This is a genomic window from Thioclava sp. F34-6 (assembly GCF_002213235.1).
Lineage (GTDB): Bacteria > Pseudomonadota > Alphaproteobacteria > Rhodobacterales > Rhodobacteraceae > Thioclava > Thioclava nitratireducens.
Window position 1 is genome coordinate 261,309 of the sequence record NZ_NBOA01000006.1, and the last position, 20,512, is coordinate 281,820.

Below are 20,512 nucleotides of genomic sequence, written 5' to 3' on the forward strand. Positions count from 1 at the left end.
TTGCCCGAAAAGAAAAACGCCCGATCTTCCGACCGGGCGTTTCCCAATTCAAATAAGGCCGAACGCTCAGCCCTTCTTGAGCACGCGCTTGCCCAGCGTCTCGGCGATCTGCACCGCGTTAAGCGCCGCGCCCTTGCGCAGGTTGTCCGACACGCACCAGATGTTCAGGCCGTTCTCGATGGTCGAGTCCTGACGGATGCGCGAGATGAAGGTGGCGAAATCGCCGACGCATTCGACGGGGGTGATGTAGCCGCCATCTTCGCGCTTGTCGACGACCATGATGCCGGGCGCCTCACGCAGGATGTCACGTGCTTCGTCCTCGTCGAGGAACTCCTCGAACTCGATGTTGATCGCCTCCGAGTGGCCTACGAAGACCGGCACGCGCACGCAGGTCGCGGTCAGCTTGATCGCAGGATCGACGATCTTCTTCGTCTCGGCGACCATCTTCCACTCTTCCTTGGTGGACCCGTCATCGAGGAACACGTCGATATGCGGGATCACGTTGAACGCGATCTGCTTGGGGTAGACCTTCGGCTCCACTTCCTGACCCGGCACATACATGCCTTTGGTCTGGTCCCAAAGCTCGTCGATCGCCTCTTTGCCCGAGCCCGACACCGACTGGTAGGTCGAGACCACGACGCGCTTGATCTTGGCGCGGTCATGCAGCGGCTTGAGCGCCACGACCATCTGCGCGGTCGAACAGTTCGGGTTCGCGATGATGTTCTTCTTCGCGTAACCGTCCACGGCTTCCGGGTTCACCTCCGGCACGACCAGCGGCACGTCCGGGTCGTAGCGGTAGAGCGACGAGTTATCGATCACGATACAGCCCTGCTTGGCGGCGATCGGCGCGTATTTCTTCGTGGCGTCCGAGCCGATCGCGAAGAGCGCGATGTCATAGCCGGTGAAGTCGAACCCTTCGATGTCTTTGGTCTTCAGGGTCTGATCGCCAAAGCTGACCTCTGTGCCGAGGCTCCGGCGCGACGCGAGCGGCACCAGTTCATCGACCGGGAACTGACGCTCGGCCAGGATGTTCAGCATTTCGCGGCCCACGTTCCCCGTGGCGCCCGCAACGACGACTTTATAGCCCATGAGGACCTCCTTGCTCCAATAGAACGCGGCTTACTACCGCTTTACGTCAGGAAATGAAAGGGGCTCGACGCGCAGTCAGTTCCGAATGATGCGCGGATCGGAGGCAAGAAGCCCGCCGACCATCTCCGCTTCCGCGACGAAATCATGGGGCACCTTGTCGGCCGAGCGCCGCCCCGACAGAGATAGCGAGGCGAAGAAATCGAACCCGTATAGATCGAGCCGCGCCAGATCAGAGCGCGCGAGCATGTCGATCAGCATCGCTCCGGTCGTGGGCTGCGCGCCAAGCTTGGCTTTCAGCCCCTCGTAATCGTTGAGCGGATGCAGGTAGAAACCGGGGCCGGTCGCCGTTTTCCAGTCCAGCCGCTTGCGCTTGTGGCTCATCCAAAGGATGCGTGACGGCGCGATGCGGGCGCGCTCGGCTTCGGGCAGCGAGGTCGCGAGCGCCAGCCAGTCGGTGCGCTTGCCGTGGCTCTGCGCCGACGGCATCGGGGCGCGGTTGATCCGGATCACCACGTCATGCGCGTCGATCTCCGCCCCCGCCTGTCCCTCGGCCAGCGCGCGGGCATTGCCGACAAGCGCGACGGTTTTGCCGGCAAGGTCGTCCAGCAACGCCTTTTGCGAGACGGAGAGCACGGCAAGCGGGGCCTCGCGCCGCAACGTTCGACTAATCAGAAATCCGAGCCGGGTCATGCGATGGGTTTAGCTCAAGCCGTCGCCGCTGTCGCGGGCGAAAACGTAGAACACCAGCCCGATCACCAGCGGTGCAAGGAAGAACGCGAACAGCAGCCCATAGGCCACGGCAGGAGTGTGCCCCACCGATACCGCATCGAAAACGGGCCGCGAGGCGAATTGCATCCCAGCCACGCCCATGATCGAGAACATGTTGTGCAGCGTCACGCCGCGGCCGGTCAGATGCGGCGGATAGAAGGTGCGGCCATGCGCCATGATCACCGGGAAGGACGCGCCGAAGAAGCCGATCGCGGCCAGCAGAACCGTCGCCAGCCACAGCGACTGTCCCGGCAACACGAAGAGCATCGCCAAGGCCACGGCCAGCACCGCATTACCGTAAAGCGCGACGCGCTTGTGGCTGCCGAAAATCTTGTCCGCCGGCCCGTAGGCGAAATTGCCCGCGATCATCGCGAGGCCCATCACCAGCGTCACCCGGCCGATCAGATTCGCATCCGCTCCGAAGACATCAGCCAGATAGGAGCCCGCCCAGACGCCACGAATCCCGGCAGCGGCGGTGTAATTCGCGACCGTCAGCGGAAGCAGCACCCAGAAGCCCGGCAGACGCAGCACATCGAGCGCGGTACCCCGGCGGCCTGCAGGCTGCTCCACCCGCTCGGGATCGCGCGCGAGCCACAGGATCAGCGCCGCCACCAGCAGCGTCAGCGCCGAGAGCGCCCAAAGCGTCGGACGCCAGCCGAAGGCCTCGATGGAGGCCGCCAGCGGGGCCGCGCCCGCGAGATTGCCAAGGCTCCCCGCCCCGATCATCGAGGCCGCGAGCGTGCCGAACAGCGCCGGCTTGAAGCTGCGCGCGAAGATGAAATAGCTGCCCACGAGCACAGGCGCGCAGCCCGCCCCGATCAGGATCATCGCGAGGTGGATGCCCATCGGCCCCTGCGCCATCGCGAAGACGGCGGCGCCCCCGCCCCCGCCAAGCGCCATCAGCACGCCGACGGTGCGGCGCGGCCCGATCCGGTCCAGCGCCTCGCCGATCGGAATCTGGATCAGCGCGAAGGCCCCGTACCAAAGCCCCAGAGACACGGCGAGATCGCCCGGCGTCACGCCGATCTCCTTGCCCAGAACGGGCGTAAGAACGGCCAAGCAGGTGCGGTAGAACTGGCTCAGAAGATAGGCGCCCACAAGCGAGGCGATCGAAATATACATGCGGGGGCTCCTTCGCGCGCACGCTCGCCCAAGGCGCGGGCAATGGCAAGAGCGCACCCGGCCCATTCGTCCTCTTGTCTTGGCCCGGGCACAGGCTCAGGATAAACGCCGCACGACGTGACGAGCCCGAGAGATGCCAGAATGGAACTGACCCGCCTGATGATGCGCCTCTATTTCGACAAGGCGATGCTGGGCCCCGGCAAGGTCCGGCTGCTCGAAGAGATCGCCGAACACGGCTCGATCTCGGCGGCGGGCCGCGCGATGAAGATGAGCTACAAACGCGCTTGGTCGCTCGTCGAAGAGATGAACGCCGGATTCAAGGAACCGCTGGTGGATCGCTCGCGCGGCGGCGCGAAGGGCGGTGGCGCCTCGCTCACCCCCGAGGGCGAAGCGGTCCTCGCAGCCTACCGCCGGTTGGAACAGAAAGCCCGCGACGCTGGCGCCGAGGAGATCGCGCTGATCGGCGCAATGGTCGCTGATTGAGGCCGCGGCGGGCCTTGCGCCGGATCAATGCGGATGGGTCCTCAGTCCGCGCATCCTGCTGAGAGCTGCCGGAAACGGCCCAGTCACGGACCAGAACCATGAGCGATTTTTCGACGAAGACCGCCGCGCGCGTTACCGCCCTTGGTCTCGCAGCCGCGCTCGCGGCCTGTATGCCGGGCGGTGTCTCGGACGCCCAGACGCTTGCCGCCAAGGTGGAGACCCGGCGCGCCTATGACCTCGCGACGGTGGACGGCAAGGCACCCACCCGCGCGATCCGCTTCTATATCGGGGAGAATTCGCGCTTCGCCGTCTGCGGGCATTGCCTTTGCGTGACCGGGGTGATGTTCGCCCCCTACCCCGCATTGGGCATCCGACCGACCTCGGCCTCGCCCACGTTCGCCTGCGAGCAGGAGACGCCGGAGTTCAAGGCCGATGCGGGCCTCGCGCAGCTGTTCTTCGACATGAAGCAGGCGCAGGTTGATGGTTCGGCCGTTACTTTCACCGGCAGCGGCGACCATGTGATGGTGTTCAGGCGCGGTGGCGAGGACCTCACTCCACCCTGACGATCCCGGACAGCAAAAAGCGCGGGAGTTTCCCCCCGCGCCCGTCATTTTTCAACGATGGCAGATGCCTCAGGCGTCGACCGTCTCGACCTGCTTGGCCTCGGACTTGGTCGGGCCCGCAATCTCGATCCGGCGCGGTTTCAGCGCCTCGGGCACTTCACGGACGAGATCGAGGTGGAGCATCCCATCCTCATGGGTGGCTCCGGTGACCTTGACATGATCGGCCAGCGCGAAGCGGCGCTCGAAGGCACGGGTCGCGATGCCACGATGCAGATAGGTGCGACCGGAATCGTCCTCGGCCTTGCGACCGGTCACGATCAGCGCGCCCTCTCTGAGTTCGACACTCAGCTCATCCGAACCGAAGCCCGCGACGGCGATCGAGATGCGATAGGCATTCTCGTCGGTCTTCTCGATATTGTAGGGCGGATAGGTCGGCTGCGCGAGATCGCTGGTCAGCGCACGGTCCATCAGATCAGCCACGCGGTCGAAGCCCACCGTGGCGCGGTAAAGGGGCGAAAGATCAAAGCTTCGCATATCATCATCCTCTCTTGAGCGATGGTTATGAAACCCGCCCCTTGCGGGGCCGGGCAGTTAGGCGCCAGAACCCTCATCAGGCATTCCGGCACTCATAAATTTGGGAAATCTCTCGCGACGTTTCAAGAGGGGCGCCGCTTCGCGCCAAGCCCTTAGGGACGCAGGAATTTCGCGCCGGTTGTGCGCCCGCCAGACAGTATACGCGGCTGGCCCTGCCCGGGCTCCGTGCGACGGATCTGCGGCGCGGCGGAGACGCTGGGGGATGCGGCGCGGATCACGCCGCGCCCGCTGCGCAGCGCGGATTTCAACTGCGCGACGATCGCGGGCAATTCCATCCCATAGGCGCGCGAGACGCCATTCCTGCGCGAGCCCGAGGAAACCAGCGACACGATCTGCGCCCGCCCGCCAGCAGCAAGCCCCGAGCGGTCGAAAACCGGCGCACCCGAGGAGCCGTGATCGACATCGCAATCGAAGCCGATCAGCCCCTTGGCCCGCCCGAACACGCGGCAGGCCTTTTGCCACGACAGCGCATCGGCCCGGCCCTGCGCATAAGACACCACCGATACTTCCGCCCCTGCGGCGGGCACGTCGCCGACACGAAAAGGCGCGGCGATCGACGTCGGGATCGGCGCGGAGAGCTGTAAAAGCGCGACGTCGTGGCGCACGGTGTCGATCGAGAGCGGCACGAACGGGTTATAGTCCGGATCGGCGACCATCGCGACGACCGGGCGCGCGGCCACCTCCGCCCCGTCGGTTTGCGCGGCTGCAAAACCCAGCGTCGCGGGATCGCGCGGCCCCTGCGCGCGTCGGTCGAAGATGCAATGGCCAGCGGTCAGCACCAGATCGGGTGCGATCAGCACGCCGGTGCAATAGCCCTCGGCCCCGATGGTGACCTTGCCCACCGCCTCCCAGCCGAAGAGATCCGCGCGTTGCGACAGGCGATCGAGCGCGGAGTTGCGCGCCTCCTGCGCCTCGCCCATGCCACCAAGAAGTGCCAGAGCGATCACGCCGAAGATGACCCGCTTCACGCCCATCGCGCTCAGTTCGCCTTGATGAACTTGGCCCCGCCCGCGCGAATTTCGCGGGTAGTGGCGACGTTGTCGCGGCTCTCGATGGCCTGCCGCAGATCGGCGACCCCATTGGCCAGCGCCCCGATCGAGACCGGGCGCGTGCCCATCTCGGCCTTGGCTGAGACCACCGAGACGATCTCGGGGCGGCCGTTGGCGAAGCTGAAGACCGGCGAGCCCGAGGCCCCGAAATCGGCCGAGCAACTCATCACGACCGTCGCGCCTGCGCGCTCCAGCACCGAGCAGTTTCGTTGCAGCGACGGTGCCTCCGAGCGGCCCTGCGCATAGGAGAGCACGCCGACTTCCTCGCCACGATAAGGCGCGCTGCGCGACACTTCGAAGGGCTGAAGCTGTGGCAGGCGGATCGGCTGGGCGAGCTTGATCAGCGCCAGATCGAATTCCGAACGCTTCACGCCGACCGGCCCGCCATAGTGATAGGAGGGATGCAGCACCGCGCGCGACACCTTGCGATAGGCTTCGGCGCGGCCGTTGCGCCAACCCGCGAGGAACTCGATCTCCCGCGCGTCTATCAGCGCACCGCTGCGCTTGTCATAGAGGCAATGCCCCGCCGTCAGCACCAGATCAGGCGCGATCAGCGTGCCGGTGCAAAAGCTGCCATGACCCAGATCGAGCCGCCCGACCGCCTGCCAGCCGCGCGTATCGTCGCCGGTTTCCAGCGCGCGCAAGGGCGTCGCATGGGTGATCGTCTCGGCCCGCGCAAGCACAGGAACGGCCGTCAGACAGGCAAGAGCGAGAGCAAGAAGGCGCATCGGGGCTCCGAAGATTGCGGGGCGTTTCGTCCTGCTTAGCGCCCCGATGCGGCCAGATTGTGGCGTGGATCACGCTTGCGCAAGCGCGGGTGGCTTCGGCCCGCCCGTGGCCCAATCCAAAAGTTCGACAGTGTGGACAACGGGCACCTCCGTGCCGCCGCCGATCTGCACCATGCAACCGATATTGCCCGCCGCGATCACCTCCGGCTGCTTCGCCTCGAGCGTCGCCACCTTGCGCTTCTTAAGCTCGTCGGAAATCTCCGGCTGCAGCAGGTTGTAGGTGCCCGCCGAGCCGCAGCACAGATGGCTATCGGCAGGCTCGACCACCTCGAAGCCGGCGCGTTTCAGAAGATCCTTCGGCGCGGATTTGATCTGCTGACCGTGCTGGAGCGAACAGGCCGCGTGATAGGCGACTCGCATCCCGCCCTTGCCCTCGGGCAGACCGATCTTCACGAGGAATTCCGAGATGTCGCAGGCGAGCCCAGCCACCTTCGCCGCATCCTCGGCGATCGGATCGTTGCGGAAGATATGCCCGTAATCCTTCACGGTCGTGCCGCAGCCCGACGTATTGATGATCACCGCATCCAGATCGCCCTCGCTCAGATAGGCACGGATATTGTGCGCGGCCTGCGCATGGCTCTCTTTCTCGCGGCCCATGTGATGCGACAGCGCCCCACAGCAGCCAAGGTTCTTCGGTATCACCACCTCGCAGCCCAACCGCCGCAGCAGCCGGATCGTCGCGTCGTTGATATCGGTGTTGAGCGCCCGCTGCGCGCAGCCGATCTGCAGCGCCACGCGGTATTTCTTCTCGCCCATAGGCGCGAAAACCTGAGCGTCATCGTTGCGGCTGACCGGCGGGATGGTTTTCGGCGCCATGCCCACCATCGCGCGCAGGCGCTTGTCGGGCAGCAGCCCCGCGAAGGGCTTCGCCAACTTCGCGCCGCCCATCGCAAGACGGAAGCGGCCCGGATAGGGCACGATCTTCGCCAGCGTCCAGCGCAGCAGCCGGTCCATCATCGGGCGCTTGTAGGTCTTCTCCACATGGGCACGCGCATGGTCGATCAGATGCATGTAATGCACGCCCGAGGGGCAAGTCGTCATGCAGGCCAGGCAGCTCAGGCAACGATCGAGATGCTTGACCGTCTTCTCATCCGCGGGCCGGTCATTCTCCAGCATGTCCTTGATCAGGTAGATGCGCCCGCGCGGACTGTCCAACTCGTCGCCCAACACCTGATAGGAGGGGCAGGTCGCAGTGCAGAACCCGCAATGGACGCAGGCGCGCAGGATCTCGTTGGAGCGCGCGACGCCGGGATCTTTCAGCTGTTCGGGCGAAAAATTCGTCTGCATCAGCCCATCCTTCCGGGGTTCAGAATACCTTTGGGGTCGAATTGCGCCCGCAGCGCGGTGGTGAGCGTTGCGATCGGCGCGGGTTCGGGCTCGAAGGTCACGCCCGCCACGCCGCGCATGCAGGTCGCATGGCCGGTATAGGGCGAGGCCAAGGCGCGGACATCGCTGCCTTCCGGCAGAAGCGCCCAGATCAGCCCGCCGCCCCAGTCGAGCAGCACCTCGCCGCCGAGCCTTGCCACGATGTCAGACGCCTCCGAAGGCTTCACCGAGAGCCGCCACAGATCGCCGTCCTTGCCGATAAACGGCTCCAGATCGCGCAGGCTTTGCCAGATCGCGGCCGAGCCCTCTTCCTCGACCCGAACCGGGCCGAACGGCTCCATCAGTCTGCGCAACTGTTCCGCCCGGTAGGCGACGGATTCGGCGAGACCTTCGACCCGGACCACCGCGCCGGTGCCGGGCAACCAGCCCGCACCGGACACGTCGAAGGGCGAACCAAGCGCCGCCGCCAGCGCAACTTGCGCGGCCCCTGCCGGAAGGTCGATCACCACCGTCGCCTGAGACGGCGCGGCGGGCAGCAGCTTGAAAGCCACCTCGCTCATCACGCCGAGCGTGCCCCAGCTTCCCGCCATCAGCTTCACCAGATCGTAGCCGGTGACGTTCTTCATCACCCGGCCACCATTTTTCACGATCTGCCCGCGCCCGTCGACGAAACGCGTGCCGATCAGACTGTCGCGACAGGCCCCGGCCTGCACCCGGCGCGGCCCCGAGACGTTCGCCGCCACGACACCGCCTACGGTGCTCTGACCGCGCACGCCCAGGACCGGGCCCCAATTCGCTGGTTCGAAGGGCAGACGTTGACCCTCGGCGGCAATCGCGGCCTCCACCTCGGCGAGGGGCGTTCCGGCGCCGACGACCAGCGTCAGCGCGCCCGGCTCATAGAGCGTGATGCCCGAAATCCCGACTTCCAGCGGCTCGCCCAGACAACGTCCAACCGGCCGCGTGCCGCCTCCACGCACCGCCAGCGCGCCACCCGCATCCCGGACGGCCTCGGCCAGCTGCGCCTCGCTTTCAACTCTCATGAAATCTGCCTTCCTCTTGGCAAAAATATCCCGGGGGCTCGCGTCAGCGAGCGGGGCAGCGCCCCTCTCCTTTTTCAGCTCGCACGGCGGCTCGCGCTCGCACCGAGCGGGAACACCTTCGCCGGGTTCAAAAGCCATTTCGGATCGAACACGTCCTTCACCCGCATCTGCGCTTCCAGGTCGGCGGGTTCGAACTGCACATCCATCAGGTCACGCTTCTCGATGCCCACGCCATGCTCGCCGGTCAGGCAGCCGCCCGCCTCGACGCAGAGCTTCAGGATCTCCGCGCCCAGCTTTTCGCATTGCTCCTGCTGGCCCGGCTCGTTGGCGTTATACAGGATCAGCGGGTGCATATTGCCGTCGCCCGCGTGGAAGACGTTTGCGACGTCGAGCCCGAAATCCTTCGACAACTCGCCGATCCGGCGCAGCACGAAGGGCAGTTCCGAGACCGGGATCGTCCCGTCGAGGCACATGTAATCGTTAATCTGCCCCATCGCGCCGAAGGCCGACTTCCGGCCCAGCCAGATCCGCGCGGCCTCGTCGGCCGATTGCGCCTCGCGGAACTCGACCGGCTCGTGACGGGTCGCGATCTGGCGGATCATGCCGATCTGCTCGTCGATCTCGGCTTCCGAGCCCTCGCATTCGACGATCAGCAGCGCCTCGCAATCGGGATAGCCCGCATGGCAGAAGGCCTCGGTCGCGCGGATGCAGGGGCGGTCCATGAACTCGATCGCGACGGGCAGGATGCCCGCCTTGATGATATCGGCGACGCAGGCGCCCGCGACCTCGTTCGAGTTAAATCCGATCAGCACGGGGCGTGCGCCTTCAGGTTTCGGCAGGATCTTAAGCGTGGCTTCGGTCACGACGCCCAATTGCCCCTCCGAGCCGCAGATCAGCCCCAGCAGATCGAGCCCGCCCGCATCCAGATACGGTCCGCCGATCTCGACCACCTCGCCTTCCATCGTGACCAGCGTCACACCGAGGAGGTTATTCGTCGTCACCCCGTATTTCAGGCAATGCGCGCCGCCGGAATTCATCGCGATATTGCCCGAGATCGCGCAGGCGAGCTGCGAGGACGGATCGGGCGCGTAGAACCAGCCATCGCTTTCCACCGCCCCGGTCACCGAGAGGTTCGTCCGTCCCGCCTCGACCCGGATGAAGCGGTTGGTGTAATCGGTCTCCAGCACGGCATTCATCCGCGCGAGGCCCAGCACCACCGAATCCGCCTGCGGCATCGACCCGCCCGCAAGCGAGGTGCCCGCGCCGCGCGGCACCACCGGCACGCCCAGTTCGTGACAGGCCTTCAGCGCCGCCGCGACCTCCGCCGTCGAGCGCGGCAGCACCACGCCCAGCGGCTGGCAGCGATAGGCCGAAAGCGCATCGCATTCATAGGCGCGCGTCTCGCTCGGATCGTCGATCACCGCATCCGCGGGCAGAACCTCGCGCAGGCGGGCGATGATCTGCGGCTTGCGCGCCAGCAGATCCTCCTTCGGCTTGGGCATTTCCATGGCAAACTCCTCCCGGTTGGTCAGAAAATATAACCAATAAGCCCCGGTGACAAGGGAAGCCGCATCGCGCTAACTGTCGATATGACGACGATGTTTCATATCGGCCCGCTCGGGCCTCTCGATCTCGCGGCGCTTGCGCTTCTCGTCACCTGCTGGCTCGTGATCGGCTGGACGACCGAACATCCGAGCACCGCCCGCCCTTCGATGGGCAAGCTGATGGAAAATTACCGTCGCGAATGGATGCGCCAGCTGGTGACGCGCCAGCCGCGGATCTTCGATTCGGCCATGGTGGACGGGCTGCGGCAATCGACGACCTTCTTCGCCTCTTCTTCGCTGATCGCTATCGGTGCCGGGCTGGCGCTGATCGCGAATCCGCAGCCGCTGACGAATCTCGCTGATGATTTCGACATCGCGCGCGGCCCGGACCTGCTGTGGGAGGCGCGCATCCTGACGGCCGTGCTCTTCGGTGCGAATGCGTTTCTGAAATTCGTCTGGTCGCACCGGCTGTTCTCCTATGCCGCGATCGCAATGGCGGCGGTGCCCAACGAGCCCGAGGACCCGCTGGCCTATCCGCGCGCCGAACAGGCGGCGCAGGTGAACATCAACGCGGCGAAGAGCTTCAATCGCGGGCTGCGTTCCGTCTATTTCGCGCTGGCGACGCTGGCATGGCTGCTCGGGCCCTATGCGCTCATTGCGGCGACGCTGTTCACCACGGCGATGCTCTGGCGGCGTGAATTCGCCTCGGACTCGCGCCAGGCGCTGCTGGAGAACATCCCCGACTAGGCGCGGCGCGCTCGCCTCTGGCAGCCTCCGCATGATTTGGCTAAACCCGACGCCATGAGCAGTTTCCTTTCCGTCGAGCAATCCCTGACAGGCCGCCGCTGGATCGGCCCCACACCCGAGGCCGACCGGCTGGCCGAGGCGATGGCGCAGCAGACGCGCTTGCCCCTGCCCCTCGCCCGCATCCTCGTCGCGCGCGGTGTGACGCCGGAGGAGAGCGAGGGCTTCCTCGAACCCACGATCCGCGAACTTCTCCCCGACCCCCGATCCTTGCGCGACATGGAGCAGGCGGCGGAGCGGTTCCTGAAAGCGGTGAAGTCGGGTGAGAAGATCGCCGTTTTCGCGGATTATGACGTCGATGGCGGCGCCTCGGCGGCGCTGCTGATCAACTGGCTGCGCGCGATGGGGCGCGAGGCGACGCTCTATATTCCCGACCGGATCGACGAGGGCTACGGGCCGAACGTGCCCGCGATGGAAAGCCTCGGGGCCGAGCATCCGCTGATCGTTTGCGTCGATTGCGGCACGCTGAGCCACGAGCCCGTAGCCGCCGCGAAGCCCGCCGATGTCGTCATCCTCGATCACCACCTTGGCGGCGAGACCCTGCCCCCCGCGCTGGCCGTGGTGAACCCGAACCGGCAGGACGAGACCGGCGAGCTGGGTCATCTCTGCGCGGCTTCAGTCGTCTTCCTGATGTTGGTGGAGGCGAACCGGCAGCTGCGCGACGAAGGTGTGCAGGGCCCGCCCTTGATGACGCTTCTCGATCTGGTGGCACTTGCGACGGTGGCCGATGTCGCGCCACTCACGGGCTGCAACCGGGCGCTGGTGCGGCAGGGGCTCAAGATCATGGCGCGGCGCGAGCGGCCCGGCCTCGTGGCGCTGTCGGACGTGGCGCGGCTCGACCGTGCGCCCGCCGCCTATCACTTGGGCTTCGTGCTGGGACCGAGGATCAATGCAGGCGGGCGGATCGGCGCGGCCGATCTGGGCGCGCGTCTGCTGTCGACAACCGACCCGCACGAGGCGCAATCCATCGCGGAACGGCTCGATCAGCTCAACACCGAGCGCCGAGAGGTCGAGAACGCCGTGCGGGAGGCGGCGCTGACGCAGGCCGAGGAACGCGGGCTCAACGCACCGCTGGTCTGGGCGGCGGGCGCTGGCTGGCACCCGGGCGTCGTCGGCATCGTGGCCGCGCGGCTGAAAGAGGCGACGAACCGCCCCTCGGTCGTGATCGGGGTGGAGAACGGGATCGGCAAGGGCTCGGCCCGCTCGGTCGCCGGCGTCGATATCGGGGCCGCGATCCAGCGCGTCGCCGCCGAGGGGCTGCTGCTGAAAGGCGGCGGGCACAAGATGGCGGCGGGCCTCACGGTGGAGGAAAACAAGCTGGAGCCTGCGATGGCGCGCCTGTCGGAGCTTCTGGCCAAACAGGGTGCGGGAGAGATCGGCCCGCGCGACCTGCGTCTCGACGGGATGCTGATGCCGGGCGCGGCGACCGCGCAACTGATTGAAGACCTCGACCGCGCCGGCCCCTTCGGCCAAGGCGCTCCTGCCCCGCGTTTCGCCTTTGCGGATATGGAAGTCGTGGGCGCGCGCCGGATCGGCGAGAGCCATCTGCGCTTCATGTTCGGCGACGGTATGGGCGCGCGGATCGAGACGGTCTGCTTCGGCGCGTTCGACTGCCCGCTCGGCCCCGCGCTGAGCCAGCCGGGCGCGAAGCGTTTCCACCTCGCCGGACGGTTGGAGATCAACACATGGGGCGGGCGCAACAAGGTGCAGCTGCGGCTCGAGGACGCGTCCGAAGCGTAAGCGACACCCCACGATTGCACACAGAAAAGGGCTGTAATTCCAAGGCTTCGAGACTGCCGTAACGGAGGGACAAAAACTTTCCAAAAATCCGCAAATACCCTCTTGCGAGTCACGGTTCTCTGGCCTAAACACCGCTCCACCCGAGGCAGGTATGCCCGGAAGGTTCAGAGTGGTCCGTTCGTCTATCGGTTAGGACGCCAGGTTTTCAACCTGGAAAGAGGGGTTCGATTCCCCTACGGACTGCCACTACTCCCCCCATTTCAAAGCGATTTCACCACGCGCGCCGCTTGGTCGCGTGTGTTTTCATTCGTGGTACAGCGCGGCTCTGCGCGCGCCGATCCCTCATCAAAAAAAGCGGCCCTTCCGGGGCCGCTTTCTCGTTTCCCTGTCAGGGGCCTGAAGCCTCACGCGCCGTAGGGCACCCAGATGTTCTTCACCTGCGTCGCGCGGTCGAGGAACAGACGCCCCTGCCCCGCACGGGCTCCCCAGTCGCGTGCGTCGTCGGCTTCGACCCAGGTCTGTTTGAGGTTCCCGGCGCTTTGCGCCTCGACCATCCGGCAGCCCTCGGCATTGCCGAAATACCACATCGCATCGACGCCATCATGCGCCGCCAGCGTCTTCGCCAGCTCGTCGCGCGGGCCGGTGACGATATTGACCACGCCCCCCGGCACGTCGGAGGTATCGAGCACCTGATAGAGGTCGGTCGCGGCCAGCGGATGTGTCTGGCTCGGGACCAGCACCACGCAGTTGCCCATCGCAATCGCAGGCAGCACCAGCGAAATCGCCCCCAGAAGCGGCTGCGCGGTCGGAGCCACAAGTCCCATCACCCCGATCGGCTCATTCATCGCGAGGGTCACGAATTCGGACTTCGTCGCGTGCACCGCGCCGTCGAACTTGTCGGCTTGGGCGGCATACCAGAAGCAACGCTCCACCGCCGTCTCGACTTCGGCCTCGGCGGCTTTGCGCGAGGCGCCGAAGCTTTCCAGACGGGCGGCGAATTCCGCGCCGCGCGCCGAGAGGTTCTCGCCGATGTAATAGAGCACCTGCGCCCGGTTATGGCCCGTGGCCTTGCCCCAGCCCTTCGCCTTATGCGCCGCCTCGACCGCGTTGCGGATGTCCTTGCGGTTGCCGAGCCCTGCGAGCCCCACGACCGCCTTGCCGCCCTTCACCTGATAGCTGTAGCCGCTATCGGGCCGCGCCTGCTTGCCGCCGACATAGAGCTTCGCGGTGCGGTCGATCTCGCCACCCTTGATCGTGTCGGCAGGACCGGTCTCCAGCTCGGAGGGCGTCGTGCCCTTGCCCTTGCCGGTGGCCGCCGCCGGGTTGCGCAGATAGGCACGCATGCCCTCGCGACCGCCCTCGCGACCGAAGCCGCTCTCGCGATAGCCGCCGAAGCCCGCGCCTGCGTCGAAAATGTTGGTCGAGTTGATCCAGACGATCCCGGCCTTCACCTGCCCCGCGATGTCGAGGCACAGGTTCACGTTCTCCGACCAGATGCTGGCCGCGAGCCCATAGCGCGTATTGTTGGCGAGCGCCACGGCGTCAGACGGCGTGCGGAAGGTGGTGAGCGTGACCACGGGGCCGAAGATTTCCTCGGTCGCGAGAACGCTCGCAGGCTCCACATCCGTCACCAGCGTCGGCGGGAAGAAGCAGCCCTGCGGCGCGGAGCCTTGGGTCAGCGTCGCCCCCTCGCTTGCGCCCTTCTCTACCAGATCGCGGATACGCGCGAGCTGCGAGGGATGCACGATCGCGCCGATATCGGTGCTCTTGTCCATCGGATCGCCGGTGCGCAGCGTCTTCATCCGGGCGCGCAGCAGCGTCTCGAACCGTTCGGCCACCGCCTCGGCCACGAGGATGCGCGAGCCAGCGCAGCAGACCTGACCCTGGTTGAACCAGATTGCGTCCACCACGCCCTCGACGGCGGCGTCCAGATCGGCATCTTCGAAGACGATGAAAGGGGATTTGCCGCCCAGCTCCAGCGTCAGCGCCTTGCCCGAACCAGCCGTGCGCTCGCGCAGGATGCGGCCCACATCGGTCGAACCGGTGAAGGCCAGCTTGTCGATGCCCTCATGGCCGACGATCGCAGCCCCAGTTTCGCCGTCGCCGGTGACGATGTTGATCACCCCCTTCGGGATGCCGCATTCCTGCGCGATCTCGGCGAAGGCCAGCGCGGTGAGCGGCGTGTATTCGGCGGGCTTCAGCACGACCGTATTGCCAGCCGCCAGTGCCGGTGCGACCTTCCACGCCAGCATCAGAAGCGGGAAGTTCCACGGGATGATCTGGCCGCAGACGCCCTGCGCCGTGTGGCCCGGCAGCTCGTCCTCGAGGATCTCCGCCCAGCCCGCATGGTGATAGAAATGGCGCGCGACCAGCGGGATGTCGATGTCGCGGCTCTCGCGGATCGGCTTGCCGCTGTCGAGTGTCTCGAGCACCGCGAGCAGGCGCGAATGCTGCTGGATGTGACGGGCGAGCGCGTAGAGGTGCTTCGCGCGTTGATGGCCCGACAGCTTCGCCCAACCGCTTTGCGCCCTGCGCGCGGCCGAGACGGCGGCATCCACATCCGACGCCGAACCCTGCGTGACGCGCGCCAGCACCGTGTCGCTTGCCGGATCGCGGACTTCGAACAGATCGCCCGGCTTGGTCATCGCGCCGTCGATGAAATGGCCGAAGCCGCCCTCATGCTTGGCGAGCCACTTGCGCGCCTGGCTGTCGTCTTCGGGGGCCACGCCGTACTCCATGGTTTCGAGGATGCTCTGAATGCTCATTTCTGTCTCTCCTCAGGCCAGCGCGTGACGGCTGCTATCGGCGTAACGGCCAGTGACGTAGTGCTCCAGCTGGCGCTCGATATCACCCAGCATCGAGCTTGCGCCGAAGCGGAACAGGTCGGGGTTGAGCCAGTCGCGGCCCAGCTCTTCTTTCATCAGGATCTGCCAGGCCAGCGCCTCTTTCGCCTGCTTCATCCCGCCTGCGGGTTTGAAGCCGATGCGGTGGCCGGTCGCCATCCCGTAATCGCGTAGCGCACGCAGCATGGTCAGGCTGACAGGCAGCGTCGCGTTGACGCTTTCCTTGCCGGTGGAGGTCTTGATGAAATCGGCGCCTGCCTGCATCGCCACCATCGAGGCGGAATAGACGTTGTTCAGCGTCTCCAGCTCGCCGGTGGCCAGGATCGCCTTCATATGGGCGTCACCGCAGGCCTCGCGCATCGCCGCAATCTCGTCATGCAGGCCCTGCCAGTTCCGGGTCAGCGCCAGTTCGCGGTTGATCACGATGTCGATCTCGGCCGCGCCCTGCGCCACCGCCCAGCGGATTTCCTCGAGCCGCAGATGCAGCGGCATCAGACCCGTCGGGAAGCCCGTCGCGACCGAGGCCACGGGAATCCCCGTGCCCTCCAGTGCCTTGACCGCATGCGGCACCATCGTCGGGTAGACGCAGACCGCGCCCACAGTCAGCTCGCCCGGGCTGAGTCCGAGGCCCGCTTCGATATGCGAGGCCAAGGGCTTGCGCGCCTTCGCACAGAGCCGCTTCACCCGGCCTTCGGTATCGTCGCCCGCAAGCGTCGTCAGGTCGATGCAACGCACCGCGTTGACCAGCCATGCCGCCTGATGCGCCTTCTTCACGCTGCGCCGGGCAGTGAGCGTCGCACAGCGGCGTTCGGCGGCGGCGCGGTTCACCCGGTGCCCCTCGAACATCCCCACATCGAGCGCCATGCCGGGGTTGCGCACATGCTCCCCCGCCGCGTTGGCGGTGGGCACCAAAGCGCCTTCCGCCTGCGTCTCGGTTTTCATTTCGGTCTTCATTGCGTGTCTCCTAAATCGGGACTCGTCACAGCCTCGCCATCACGTCCGGGGACATCTCCGGGGCGCGCGATCGGGACAAGATCAGCATACTTCAGCCGAGCCCATGCTCGGAAAGAAAGTCGTCGAATTCGGCGGGCGTCGCGTAGCTGGTTTGCGTACCGCGACGGGTGATCGAGAGGGCTGCATAACGCGCGGCCCGGGTCAGCGCCGCGGTGGGCTCCGTCCCTTGTCCGAGGAAATGCGCGAAACTGCCGATGAAGGCGTCGCCCGCGCCGGTCGTGTCCACGGGGGTCACGGAGACGGGCGCGATCTCTTCGACGGTGTCCGCCGTGATCCGACGCGCACCGCGACCGCCGAGCGTCACGACGACGTTGTGGATGCCGCGCTCGATCAGGCTGCGCGCGGCGGCGATCACTTCATCCTCGGTGCCTGTCGGCAGCCCCGAGAGCATTGCCAGCTCGCTCTCGTTCGGACAGAACCAGTCGAGCCCGTCGAGCCGCGCGATATCCAGGTCGGGATGCGCGGGCGCCGGATTGAGGATCGTCGTCACGCCTTCGCGCGCCCCGAAGGCCACGGTGTGATAGACCGTCTCCAGATCGACCTCGAGCTGCATCAGGATCGCGGAGGCGGCGCGCAGCGTCTCGGCTGCCGCATCCACATCAGCCGGGGCGAGCGCCGCGTTGGCACCTTTCACGATGAGGATCGCGTTCTCGCCATCGCGCTCGACGAAGATCGGCGCCACTCCCGAGGCTGCCCCTTCCACCGTCCGCACATGGGTCGTGTCGATCCCGTTCGCTTCCAAATTGGCACGGACCTGCGGGCCGAAGCCGTCATCGCCAACGCAAGTGACCATCGCCACCTCCGAGCCCAGCCGCGCGGCGGCCACCGCCTGGTTCGCGCCCTTGCCCCCGAAGCCCATCACGAAATCGGGGGCCTCCAAGGTTTCGCCGCGACCCGGCATCCGGTCGATATAGGTCACCAAATCCATCATGTTCGAGCCGACGACGGCAATCTTCTCAGGCATTCTCTTTCTCCGTCAGTTCGAAAATTCTCGCGGCTCCGCCCGATAATGTTACGATCGCAACATAACTCGGACCTTCTCGCGCGACGCAGCGAGTGTCAACTACAACGTGAAGCTCATCCCGGCGAGAAGGCCGGCCTCGGTCACGACGCCCGAAATCTCGTCGAGCGTCGCAAAAACGATCGGCTTGCGCTGGCCGATCTTGCTGGCGTCCACCACCACAAAACACTGTTTCGAAATCTCGATCGCCGCGCGTTTCAACGGGACTTCGTACTCGTGCGAACAGCTGAGCGCACCGTCAGAACCGACGCCACCAGCCGAGAGGAACGCCACGTCGATTCCGAGTGGCGCCAATCTCTCCTGCGGATTTCCGGCATGACAGGAGCGTGTGCTCGACTTGATCTCCCCGCCGAGAAACTCGACCGGGACGCTGCTGCGCCCCTGAAGGATCTCCGCCGTGGTCAGACAATGGGTGATGATTCGCCGCGCTTTGCCCTGCGCCAGGAGCCGCGCGAGATGGGGCAACGTGGTGCCGGTATCGAGGAACACGACCGCGCCTTCGGGCACCAGGTCGAGCGCATGGCCCGCCGCCGCGCGCTTGGCGTCGATGGCGCGGTTCATCTGCGCGTCGAAGTCGTAATGCTCGGTCGTGCGGGTGGTGACGATATAGCCACCCCGGCAGGCAAACCCCGCCTCGGGCTGGGCCGCGTCGCGTCGCAGCGTCATCTCTGTTACGCCCATCTGCTCGGACAAATCCCGCAAACGCAGGGCGGGCGAGACATCTAGCAAGGCGGTTATCTGGTCGATCCGCTCTTGCTGGCGGCTGGGTCTGGTCACGATTTGGCTTTCAAGATCAGGATTTCGAAACGCGTTCCATAATCCGCAGAGTGTCCGTATCCGGCCCCACGAAAGCAAGACCTGCGTTCCAGACCGCGCTGCGCCGCTGCGTCACGCCTCGTCAGCCAGTCGCGTCACCCGACCGCATTGGCCATGCTCTCGCGCACCGATCGGGCGGTTGATTGCAGCGTCAGGAAGGCGTCGAACCGCGCCGCGTGCAGACGTTCTATCACACCGCCTGCGGGCGCGAACCGGGTCGCAACCTGCGACATCGCCCCCATCGCGGCTTGCAGGTCATCGAACCCGTTCGCCGCGACCGCGCCAAGCATCGCGGCGCCCAGCAGCACCGGTTCTTCGCAGCGCGTGACCACGACATCGCGCCCCGTTGCATCGGCGATGATCTGACGGATGACGGGATGCGCACCCGCCCCGCCCGAGATCGAAATCTCCGAGATCGGCGCGCCGTGTTCGGCCTGCACCTCGATGATCTGGCGCAGGCCATAGGCCAGCCCGCAGACCCCCGCGACATAGAGCGCCACGAGCGAGTCCAGCCCGGTCTCCATCCCCTGCCCCACGATCACCGCCCGTGCGTCCGGATCGGCGAAGGGCGCGCGGTTGCCCAGGAATTCCGGCACCACGTGCAGCGCCTCGGCAAGCGTCGCGACCTCCGAGGGTGACCCCACCTTCTCGAGCGCGAGATCAGCGAGGAATTCGGGCACGGATTTGCCCGCGACCTGCGCCCGCTCTCGTGCCTCCTGGGCGGCCGGATGCAGTTGCACCAGTTGCGCAATCGCAGCGCCCGCGCCGGATTGGCCGCCCTCATTGAGCCACATCCCCGGGATCATTGCCGAGAAATACGGCCCCCAGACGCCGGGCACGAAGGCAGGCTCGCGCGTCGAGGTCATGGTGCAGGAGGACGTGCCGAACACATAGCCCAGACATTGCGCCGGATCGCCCGACCCGCCCTGCGCCGCGACTGTGCCAATCCCGCCGGCATGGGCGTCGATCAACCCGGCGGCGACCGGCGTTCCGGGCGCCAGGCCCATCTGCGCAGCGGCTTCCTCGATCAGCCCCGCCCCAAGCGGCGTGCCCGGGTCGACAATCTGCGCGCCGATCCGTTCGAAGCCGCCCTCGGCCAGATCACCAAGGCCGATCGCATGGAAATACTCCGGGTCCCAGCGGTTCTCATGGGCGAGATAAGTCCATTTGCAGGTGACCGTGCAGGCGGAGCGCTCCAGCGCGCCGCTCGCCTTCCATGTCAGGAAATCTGCGAGATCGAAGAAATGAAGCGCCTGCGCATAGATCTCGGGGCGCTCCTCGCGCAGCCACATCAGTTTCGGCGTCTGCATCTCCGGCGAAATGCGGCCGCCCACATAGCGCAGCACCGCGTGGTCGCCCGCATTGATCCGCACCGCCTGATCGCGGGCTCGGTGATCCATCCAGACGATGACATCGCGCTCGGGCGCATCAGGATCGCCCACGGGCAACCCGCCCTCCGGGCCGATCACGGCGAGCGAACAGGTCGCGTCGAATCCGATCCCCGCGACATCGCGCGGGTCCGCCCTCGACGCGGCGAGGGCTCCCGTCACGGCATCGCAGACCGCCTGCCAGATCTGGGCGCTCGATTGTTCGACATGGCCATGATCGTCCTGCCACATCTCCAACGGATGCTTGCCGACACCGAGAAGCGTGCCCTCCGGGTCGAAAATCCCGGCACGCGCCGAACCGGTTCCAACATCGACACCGACGAAAAGCTTGCTCACGTTGATCCTCCCCAGACGCGCATCTTGCCCAATCCTTAACGGTATCGGGCGGGGACTGCCAACCCGAGCCGGGGCAGACGATTCTCGCAGCACAGAGCCGTCACGCCGCCGAAACCCCGATATCGAGGCCGAAGGGCGTTCCGCTGCGAATAAAAACGCGGTCGCGCGGTTCAGCGTCGCGATG

General features: G+C 66.2%; 18 protein-coding genes and 1 tRNA gene. 5 read left to right on the forward strand and 14 right to left on the reverse strand.

The window, feature by feature from the left end:
* Positions 1-66: 66 nt before the first annotated feature.
* The 3 genes from B6V72_RS14470 to B6V72_RS14480 all read right to left on the reverse strand — a co-directional run bounded on the left by B6V72_RS14470 (position 67) and on the right by B6V72_RS14480 (position 2,979).
* Positions 67-1,089, reverse strand: coding sequence for an aspartate-semialdehyde dehydrogenase (locus tag B6V72_RS14470; protein WP_075775716.1), 1,023 nt, complete (start codon positions 1,087-1,089; stop codon positions 67-69).
* A 75-nt stretch (positions 1,090-1,164) separates the two neighbouring features.
* On the reverse strand, positions 1,165-1,779 hold the full coding sequence (locus B6V72_RS14475; protein WP_088735867.1) for a glycosyltransferase family 29 protein: 615 nt from the start codon (positions 1,777-1,779) through the stop codon (positions 1,165-1,167).
* A 9-nt stretch (positions 1,780-1,788) separates the two neighbouring features.
* The gene (locus tag B6V72_RS14480) at positions 1,789-2,979 is read right to left on the reverse strand and encodes an MFS transporter (protein WP_088735868.1); all 1,191 of its coding nucleotides are present in this window, start codon (positions 2,977-2,979) and stop codon (positions 1,789-1,791) included.
* Between the two features lie 141 nt (positions 2,980-3,120).
* Here B6V72_RS14480 and B6V72_RS14485 point away from each other — a divergent pair, with 141 nt between their 5' ends.
* Positions 3,121-3,462 (forward strand): LysR family transcriptional regulator, encoded by a 342-nt coding sequence (locus tag B6V72_RS14485; RefSeq protein WP_233243161.1) that lies wholly within the window; start codon positions 3,121-3,123, stop codon positions 3,460-3,462.
* 98 nt (positions 3,463-3,560) lie between these two features.
* Positions 3,561-4,025: a hypothetical protein gene (locus tag B6V72_RS14490; RefSeq protein WP_075775720.1), complete on the forward strand. Its 465-nt coding sequence runs from the start codon at positions 3,561-3,563 to the stop codon at positions 4,023-4,025.
* A gap of 69 nt (positions 4,026-4,094) precedes the next feature.
* Here B6V72_RS14490 and B6V72_RS14495 read toward each other — a convergent pair whose 3' ends face one another.
* The 6 genes from B6V72_RS14495 to B6V72_RS14520 form a co-directional block, all read right to left on the reverse strand.
* Positions 4,095-4,559, reverse strand: a complete 465-nt coding sequence (locus B6V72_RS14495; RefSeq protein WP_075775721.1) for an Hsp20 family protein — start codon at positions 4,557-4,559, stop codon at positions 4,095-4,097.
* A 152-nt stretch (positions 4,560-4,711) separates the two neighbouring features.
* The gene (locus tag B6V72_RS14500; RefSeq protein WP_075775722.1) at positions 4,712-5,593 is read right to left on the reverse strand and encodes a serine protease; all 882 of its coding nucleotides are present in this window, start codon (positions 5,591-5,593) and stop codon (positions 4,712-4,714) included.
* Between the two features lie 5 nt (positions 5,594-5,598).
* Complete coding sequence (locus B6V72_RS14505) at positions 5,599-6,396, reverse strand: S1 family peptidase (protein WP_088720136.1); 798 nt, start codon at positions 6,394-6,396, stop codon at positions 5,599-5,601.
* Positions 6,397-6,465: 69 nt separating this feature from the next.
* A complete protein-coding gene (glcF, locus tag B6V72_RS14510; protein ID WP_088720135.1) occupies positions 6,466-7,743 on the reverse strand; it encodes a glycolate oxidase subunit GlcF in 1,278 nt (425 codons plus the stop codon).
* Positions 7,743-8,822: an FAD-binding protein gene (locus tag B6V72_RS14515; RefSeq protein ID WP_088735869.1), complete on the reverse strand. Its 1,080-nt coding sequence runs from the start codon at positions 8,820-8,822 to the stop codon at positions 7,743-7,745. Before B6V72_RS14515 ends, glcF begins: the two co-directional genes overlap by 1 nt.
* A gap of 74 nt (positions 8,823-8,896) precedes the next feature.
* Positions 8,897-10,330: an FAD-linked oxidase C-terminal domain-containing protein gene (locus B6V72_RS14520; RefSeq protein WP_075775726.1), complete on the reverse strand. Its 1,434-nt coding sequence runs from the start codon at positions 10,328-10,330 to the stop codon at positions 8,897-8,899.
* Between the two features lie 81 nt (positions 10,331-10,411).
* Between B6V72_RS14520 and B6V72_RS14525 the strand changes: the two genes are divergently transcribed.
* The 3 genes from B6V72_RS14525 to B6V72_RS14535 all read left to right on the forward strand — a co-directional run bounded on the left by B6V72_RS14525 (position 10,412) and on the right by B6V72_RS14535 (position 13,156).
* Entirely contained in the window at positions 10,412-11,113 is a 702-nt protein-coding gene (locus B6V72_RS14525) for a DUF599 domain-containing protein (RefSeq protein WP_088720133.1), read from the forward strand.
* A gap of 54 nt (positions 11,114-11,167) precedes the next feature.
* Positions 11,168-12,910 carry a single-stranded-DNA-specific exonuclease RecJ gene (recJ, locus tag B6V72_RS14530; RefSeq protein WP_088735870.1) on the forward strand — a complete coding sequence of 581 codons (1,743 nt, stop codon included), beginning with the start codon at positions 11,168-11,170 and terminating at the stop codon, positions 12,908-12,910.
* Positions 12,911-13,081: 171 nt separating this feature from the next.
* A tRNA-Glu gene (locus B6V72_RS14535) sits at positions 13,082-13,156 on the forward strand.
* Positions 13,157-13,314: 158 nt separating this feature from the next.
* Here the strand turns inward: B6V72_RS14535 and B6V72_RS14540 are convergent.
* The 5 genes from B6V72_RS14540 to B6V72_RS14560 form a co-directional block, all read right to left on the reverse strand.
* A complete protein-coding gene (locus B6V72_RS14540; RefSeq protein WP_206185802.1) occupies positions 13,315-15,675 on the reverse strand; it encodes an aldehyde dehydrogenase family protein in 2,361 nt (786 codons plus the stop codon).
* Between the two features lie 12 nt (positions 15,676-15,687).
* Positions 15,688-16,617, reverse strand: a complete 930-nt coding sequence (deoC, locus tag B6V72_RS14545; RefSeq protein WP_075776990.1) for a deoxyribose-phosphate aldolase — start codon at positions 16,615-16,617, stop codon at positions 15,688-15,690.
* Positions 16,618-16,798: 181 nt separating this feature from the next.
* The gene (gene rbsK, locus B6V72_RS14550; protein ID WP_088735871.1) at positions 16,799-17,731 is read right to left on the reverse strand and encodes a ribokinase; all 933 of its coding nucleotides are present in this window, start codon (positions 17,729-17,731) and stop codon (positions 16,799-16,801) included.
* Between the two features lie 99 nt (positions 17,732-17,830).
* Entirely contained in the window at positions 17,831-18,565 is a 735-nt protein-coding gene (locus tag B6V72_RS14555; RefSeq protein ID WP_168173054.1) for a DeoR/GlpR family DNA-binding transcription regulator, read from the reverse strand.
* Positions 18,566-18,699: 134 nt separating this feature from the next.
* The gene (locus B6V72_RS14560; RefSeq protein ID WP_088735873.1) at positions 18,700-20,328 is read right to left on the reverse strand and encodes an FGGY-family carbohydrate kinase; all 1,629 of its coding nucleotides are present in this window, start codon (positions 20,326-20,328) and stop codon (positions 18,700-18,702) included.
* Positions 20,329-20,512: the final 184 nt, after the last annotated feature.